This window comes from Frigoribacterium sp. CFBP 13729, from assembly GCF_014841875.1.
GTDB lineage: Bacteria > Actinomycetota > Actinomycetes > Actinomycetales > Microbacteriaceae > Frigoribacterium.
Genome location: NZ_JACYUR010000001.1, coordinates 214,881 through 221,555 on the forward strand (window position 1 = coordinate 214,881; position 6,675 = coordinate 221,555).

The following is a 6,675-nucleotide window of genomic DNA, read 5'->3' on the forward strand; positions in this document are numbered from 1 at the left end:
CGACCATGTGGTCGGGGGCTCCTTCGTGGGTCCTGGCTACAGCGTGGGGAACTCGCGGCGCTTGACCTGCGGCTTCGGCAGCCGCATCGGCTTCATCTGCATGGCGCGCATCGCGGTGTACCAGCGGTTGCCCTTCTGGAGGCCGTCGTCGCCGAACTTCGCGCGCAGCTGCGACGAGACGCGCTGGCCGGCGAGCAGGCAGTCGGCGACGGCGAGGATGAAGAAGCCCCACAGGACGAACAGCGTCGTCGTCTGGACCGCGACGTTCTGGACGATGCTCATGACGATGACGAGCACCATGACCGGGATCATCGCCTCGCCGACGCTGTAGCGAGCGTCGACGTAGTCGCGGATGAACTTGCGCTGCACGCCCTTGTCGCGCTCGGGGAGGAACTTCTCCTCGCCGTTCGCGAGCCCGACGCGCTGGCGCTCGCGCTGCTCGGCGAGACGGGCGCGCTGGGCCTTCTGCGCCTCCTTGCCGGTGGCCACGAGCGGGCGCTGGTTGGCCGCCTCGCGTTCGCGGCGGGTCGGCGTCGGCCGTCCCTTGCCGCTCGTCGGCGACTCGGTCTCGTCGACGGTCGTCGTGATGGTCTTGTCAGGTGCCTTGGCCACGGAGAGTCCTCGGGGGTTGAACGAGTTCCTAAGATTACCTGCATGACCGACTCGCAGCACCCCGTGACCCCGACCGATCCTCGTACTGTCAGCGAACTCGCGGAGGCGGTGCAGGGCGGCTTCCCCGCCGCAGTCGCCGACCTCGGCGGCCTGGTCCGCATCCCGTCCGTCTCGTGGGACGCCTTCGACCCCGCCCACGTGGCAGCCAGCGCCGAGGCCGTCGCCGAGCTCGTGCGGGGCACGGGCCTCTTCGAGACCGTGCAGGTGAGCCGTGCGCCGATCGGCGACACGGGCGCCCTCGGCCAGTCGGCCGTGCTCGCCCGGCGCCCCGCGCGCGACGGCAAGCCGACGGTCCTCCTCTACGCCCACCACGACGTGCAGCCTCAGGGCGACGACGCCGACTGGGACTCGCCTCCGTTCGAGCCCACCGTCAAGGGCGATCGCCTCTACGGGCGGGGCGCCTCCGACGACAAGGCCGGCGTGATGACCCACGTGGCGGCGCTGCGGGCCGTCCGCGAGGTGCTGGGCGACGACCTGGGCGTCGGCGTCGCGGTGTTCATCGAGGGGGAGGAGGAGTTCGGCTCCCGCTCGTTCGCCGACTTCCTCCGCCAGCACCGTGACGACCTCGCGGCCGACGTCATCGTCGTCGCCGACTCGGGCAACTGGAGCACGACCGTCCCCGCCATCACCGTGGGGCTCCGCGGCAACGTGACGTTCCGGCTGACCGTCCGCACCCTGGCGCACGCGTCCCACTCGGGGATGGTCGGCGGCGCGGTCCCGGACGCGATGCTCGCGATGGTGAAGCTGCTCGCCACGCTGCACGACGACGCGGGCAGCGTCGCCGTCGCCGGGCTGCACAGCCGTGAGGCCGAGCACCCCGAACAGAGCGAGCAGCAGCTGCGCGAGGAGGCCGGGCTGCTCGAGGGCGTGACGCCGATCGGCACCGGTCCGCTGCTCAGCCGCGTCTGGTCGCAGCCGTCGATCACGGTGACGGGCATCGACGCGCCGAGCGTCGCGAACGCGTCGAACACGCTGTCGCCCGAGGTGTCCGTCCGGATCAGCGCGCGCATCGCTCCCGGGCAGGCCGCGTCCGAGGCCTACGCGGCCATCGAGGCGCACCTGCGCGAGCACGCCCCCTTCGGCGCGCACGTCGAGATCGACGACGTCGACCAGGGCGACCCGTTCCTCGTCGACACCAGTGGCTGGGCCCTCGCCGAGGCCACGGCGGCCATGACCGAGGCCTGGGGGGAGGCGCCCCTGCAGATCGGCATCGGCGGCTCGATCCCGTTCATCGCGGACCTCGTCCAGACGTTCCCCGAGGCCCAGATCCTCGTCACGGGCGTGGAGGACCCCGACACGCGCGCGCACAGCCCGAACGAGTCGCAGCACCTCGGCGTGCTGCACCGTGCCGTGCTCAGCGAGGCCGTGCTGATCGCCCGCCTCGACGCACGGAGCTGAGGCACGACGGGGTCGACGGCGCCTGTGCACCGTCGGCCTCGTCGGCCCTGGTGGCCGGGAACAAATCCCGGCACGGGCTGCTTACACTGGTCAACGACGAGTGCCCCTGCGCACCGACCCGAGGAGGCTCCATGACCGACACCGCGACCCCCGCCGTCGAGACGGCCGCCGGCGACACGACGACCGCCCACGGCGTCACGATCACCGCGACCGCCGCCGACAAGGTGAAGAGCCTCCTGACGCAGGAGGGGCGTGACGACCTCCGCCTCCGCGTGGCCGTCCAGCCCGGTGGCTGCTCCGGCCTCATCTACCAGCTCTACTTCGACGAGCGCCTCCTCGAGAACGACGCCACGGTCGACTTCGACGGCGTCGAGGTCGTCGTCGACAAGATGAGCGTTCCCTATCTCGACGGCGCGGCCATCGACTTCGAGGACACGATCCAGAAGCAGGGCTTCACCATCGACAACCCGAACGCCCAGGGCAGCTGCGCCTGCGGCGACAGCTTCCACTGACGCAGGAGGCGCCTCCTAGGCGCTCCTGACCGGTCACCACACGAGAGGGACCGCCGAGAGGCGGTCCCTCTCGTGCGTCCAGGTGGCTCGTGCTCGAACGACTCGGCGGGGCCGCGTGCAGAGGCCCGGTCAACCTGCGAGTAGGCTAGGGAAGTCCCGTCCTAGACTGGGAAGACCCCAAGCTGTCGTGTCATCCGAGAGGTAACAGTGCGTTCTAACCGCCGTCTTCGTTGGGCCGCCATCCCCGTGGCCGCCGTCATGGCCCTCGTCCTCGCGGGATGTACGCCCGAGCAGCTCCAGGGCTGGCTCCCCACCACCGCGGGCACCACCAACCACGTCGACAGCATCATCGGCCTGTGGGTCACGTCGTGGATCGTCCTGCTGATCGTCGGCCTCATCGTCTGGGGCCTCATAATCTGGACCTGCATCGCCTACCGGCGTCGCAAGGGCCAGACCGGCCTCCCCGTGCAGCTCCGCTACAACATGCCGATCGAGATCTTCTACACGGTCGTGCCGCTCATCCTCGTGCTGGGCTTCTTCGCCTTCACCGCGCGTGACCAGGCGGCCATCGAGGAGCCGACCGCGAACCCCGACGTGAAGATCGACGTCTACGCCAAGCGCTGGGCCTGGGACTTCAACTACATCGACCAGCAGCAGGAAGACGACAGCGTCTACTACCAGGGCATCCAGGCCCAGGAGCTGCCCGACGGCGAGGTCGACCAGGACCAGCTCCCGGTCCTGTACCTCCCCGTGGGCAAGACCGTGCAGATCGACCTCAAGTCGCGCGACGTCGCCCACTCGTTCTGGATCGTCGACTTCCTCTACAAGAAGGACACGATCCCCGGCAAGACCAACTTCATGTACTTCACGCCCGAGAAAGAGGGCACGTTCACGGGCAAGTGCGCCGAGCTCTGCGGCGAGTACCACTCCCTGATGCTGTTCAACGTCAAGGTCGTCTCCGAGGGCGAGTACGAGGACTACCTCAGCACGCTCGCCGACGAGGGCAACACCGGCCTCCTCGGCGACCAGTACAACACCAACACCAACCAGCCGAACAACGAGGCGCCCGTCGCCGCCGGTTCGGACGAGAAGTAAAGGCACGGGTTCGATGACAGCCACCGCCACCCGCCCCACCACGGGCGGAACCTCCTCAGGGCAGAACTTCGGAGCGTCGAAGGTCGGCCGCAAGGGCAACGTCGTCGTCACGTGGTTGACGTCGACCGACCACAAGACCATCGGGTACATGTACCTGATCGCGTCGTTCCTCTTCTTCTGCCTCGGCGGCGTCATGGCGCTGCTGATCCGCGCGCAGCTCTTCGCCCCCGGGCTCGAGATCGTGCAGACGAAAGAGCAGTACAACCAGCTCTTCACCATGCACGGCACGATCATGCTGCTCATGTTCGCGACGCCGCTGTTCTCGGGCTTCGCCAACGCGCTCATGCCGCTGCAGATCGGTGCGCCCGACGTCGCCTTCCCGCGGCTGAACGGCTTCGCCTTCTGGCTCTACCTCTTCGGCTCGCTCATCGCGGTCGCCGGCTTCCTCACCCCCCAGGGCGCCGCCTCCTTCGGCTGGTTCGCCTACGCGCCGCTGTCGGACACGACGTTCTCACCAGGGCTCGGCGGCAACTTGTGGGTCTTCGGGCTCGGCATGACCGGCTTCAGCACCATCCTCGGCTCGGTCAACTTCATCACCACCATCGTGACGATGCGTGCCCCCGGCATGACGATGTGGCGCATGCCGATCTTCACCTGGAACACGCTGATCACCTCGATCCTCGTGATCATGGCGTTCCCCGTCCTCGCCGCCGCCCTGTTCGGGCTCGGGTTCGACCGGGTGTTCGACGCGCAGGTCTTCAACCCCGCCAACGGAGGCGCCATCCTGTGGCAGCACCTCTTCTGGTTCTTCGGTCACCCTGAGGTCTACATCATCGCGCTGCCGTTCTTCGGCATCGTCTCCGAGGTCTTCCCGGTGTTCAGCCGGAAGCCGATCTTCGGCTACAAGACGCTGGTGTACGCGACGATCTCGATCGCGGCCCTGTCCGTCACCGTGTGGGCGCACCACATGTACGTCACCGGCTCCGTCCTCCTGCCGTTCTTCTCGCTGATGACGATGCTCATCGCGGTCCCCACCGGCGTGAAGATCTTCAACTGGATCGGCACGATGTGGCGCGGCTCGGTCACGTTCGAGACCCCGATGCTCTGGGCGATCGGCTTCCTGGTGACGTTCACCTTCGGTGGGCTCACCGGCGTCATCCTGGCGTCGCCCCCGCTCGACTTCCACGTCTCCGACACGTACTTCGTCGTGGCGCACTTCCACTACGTGGTGTTCGGCACGGTCGTCTTCGCGATGTTCTCCGGCTTCTACTTCTGGTGGCCGAAGTGGACGGGCAAGATGCTCAACGAGCGTCTCGGCAAGATCCACTTCTGGATGCTCTTCATCGGCTTCCACACGACGTTCCTCATCCAGCACTGGCTCGGCGTCATGGGCATGCCCCGCCGCTACGCCACATACCAGGCCGAGGACCACTTCACGTGGATGAACCAGCTGTCGACGATCGGCGCCATGCTCCTCGGCGTCTCGATCCTGCCGTTCCTCTACAACGTCTACATCACCGCGCGTCGGGCGCCCAAGGTCGAGGTCAACGACCCCTGGGGCTACTCCCGCTCGCTCGAGTGGGCCACGTCGTGCCCGCCGCCCCGCCACAACTTCACGTCCATCCCGCGCATCCGCTCGGAGTCGCCGGCGTTCGACCTCAACCACCCCGAGGCGGGCATCCCCGTCGGCATCGGTCCGGTCAAGGACGCACCCGAGGCCCCCACGTACGACGCATCCAGCAACGAGGTGAAGTAGTCCGATGAGAACCAACGCGACCCTGTTCTGGATCCTCGCGATCTTCTTCTTCCTCATGGACGCCGTGTACGTCATCTGGAGCCTCATCGACACGGGCAAGGTGGAGTGGGCCGGCACCATGGGCATCGGCCTCGCTGGCGCCCTGGGCGTGTTCCTGGCCTTCTACATGGGGCGCTCGCACGCGGCCCAGGGCGGCGAGCTCGCCGAGGACCGTCCCGACGCGAACATCGACGACGGCGACCCCGAGCTCGGGCACTTCAGCCCCTGGTCGTGGTGGCCCATCCTGCTCGCCTTCTCGTGCGGCCTGATCTTCCTCGCCCTCGCTGTCGGCATGTGGATCATCTACATCGGTGGCGCCCTCGTGGCCGTCGCCCTCGTCGGCTGGGTCTACGAGTACTACCGGGGCAACTTCGCCCACTGACGTCATCGTCCACGCGGATGCCGCCCACCCTTGAGGGTGGGCGGCATCCGTCGTTGGTACCTCCGGCTGGCTGTGTCTGCGCGGCCGACGTGGCTGCCGTTCCGTGCGGACGGGCACACTCGAGCTCTCTGACGCGAAGGGGACGAGATGCCCCGGGGCCCGTTGCCGACTTGTCCCATTCCCCCTGATCACCGGATTCGACGTGCGTCGGTGAGCGCAGTGGGCCCCACTGGCTCGCTCGGCTCCGCGGAGTCGGCGGGTAGCTGTAGCCGCTGGCGGGTCCGCGCGGACCGCCACGGCCTACGGCCACCCGACGATGGTCACGGGAACCCGCCGAGGTCAGCGGCGTGCGGCATCGAGGCCGCCAGGCGCATCAGAGAGCGCGTAGCCTCGTGCTCCGCGGTGGCGCATCGGCTCGGTTCTCGTCGTCACCTGCAGTGGGTCGGCCCTGGCCCGTCGGGAGCTATGGCAACCCGCCGAACAGGTGCTGGGAGGCCGTCGAGGCGCTGGCACACGCCTGGGGAGCCCTGGCCGTGCCTCCTGGAACGCGCGACCCTGCCGCACTACCTCGTGCGGGGACGGAGGACCGCTGTCGCCGCCGGCGGGTCCGCGCTGACCTGCTGGGGGCTAGGTGGGCCCGCCGAGTGGCACGTGAACCCGCCGCGAGGCACGGGAGCCCGGTGAGGGCTACGGGAAGCCGCCGTGGGGCACGATGGCCCGCCCGAAGGCGGAGCGGCGTCCTGCGGCGCTGGGTAGGACCGCGGGCGAATGCGTGAGTCCGTAGGCGTGGGGGAGAGGGTTGGGTAGCGAACGACGGAGGG

6 protein-coding genes are annotated in these 6,675 nt (G+C 68.6%); 5 read left to right on the forward strand and 1 reads right to left on the reverse strand.

Features of this window, described 5'->3' with window-relative positions; translation table 11 throughout:
• Window positions 1-36: 36 nt before the first annotated feature.
• On the reverse strand, window positions 37-612 hold the full coding sequence (locus IFT77_RS00915) for a DUF3043 domain-containing protein (RefSeq protein WP_371740851.1): 576 nt from the start codon (window positions 610-612) through the stop codon (window positions 37-39).
• A 42-nt stretch (window positions 613-654) separates the two neighbouring features.
• Here IFT77_RS00915 and IFT77_RS00920 point away from each other — a divergent pair, with 42 nt between their 5' ends.
• The 5 genes from IFT77_RS00920 to IFT77_RS00940 all read left to right on the forward strand — a co-directional run bounded on the left by IFT77_RS00920 (window position 655) and on the right by IFT77_RS00940 (window position 5,854).
• Window positions 655-2,070 (forward strand): dipeptidase, encoded by a 1,416-nt coding sequence (locus tag IFT77_RS00920; protein WP_192169016.1) that lies wholly within the window; start codon window positions 655-657, stop codon window positions 2,068-2,070.
• Window positions 2,071-2,201: 131 nt separating this feature from the next.
• Window positions 2,202-2,582, forward strand: a complete 381-nt coding sequence (gene erpA, locus IFT77_RS00925; protein ID WP_123545598.1) for an iron-sulfur cluster insertion protein ErpA — start codon at window positions 2,202-2,204, stop codon at window positions 2,580-2,582.
• A 258-nt stretch (window positions 2,583-2,840) separates the two neighbouring features.
• On the forward strand, window positions 2,841-3,677 hold the full coding sequence (gene coxB / locus IFT77_RS00930; protein ID WP_192042284.1) for a cytochrome c oxidase subunit II: 837 nt from the start codon (window positions 2,841-2,843) through the stop codon (window positions 3,675-3,677).
• Between the two features lie 13 nt (window positions 3,678-3,690).
• A complete protein-coding gene (ctaD, locus tag IFT77_RS00935; protein WP_146901127.1) occupies window positions 3,691-5,433 on the forward strand; it encodes a cytochrome c oxidase subunit I in 1,743 nt (580 codons plus the stop codon).
• A gap of 4 nt (window positions 5,434-5,437) precedes the next feature.
• Entirely contained in the window at window positions 5,438-5,854 is a 417-nt protein-coding gene (locus tag IFT77_RS00940) for a cytochrome c oxidase subunit 4 (protein WP_192041597.1), read from the forward strand.
• Window positions 5,855-6,675: the final 821 nt, after the last annotated feature.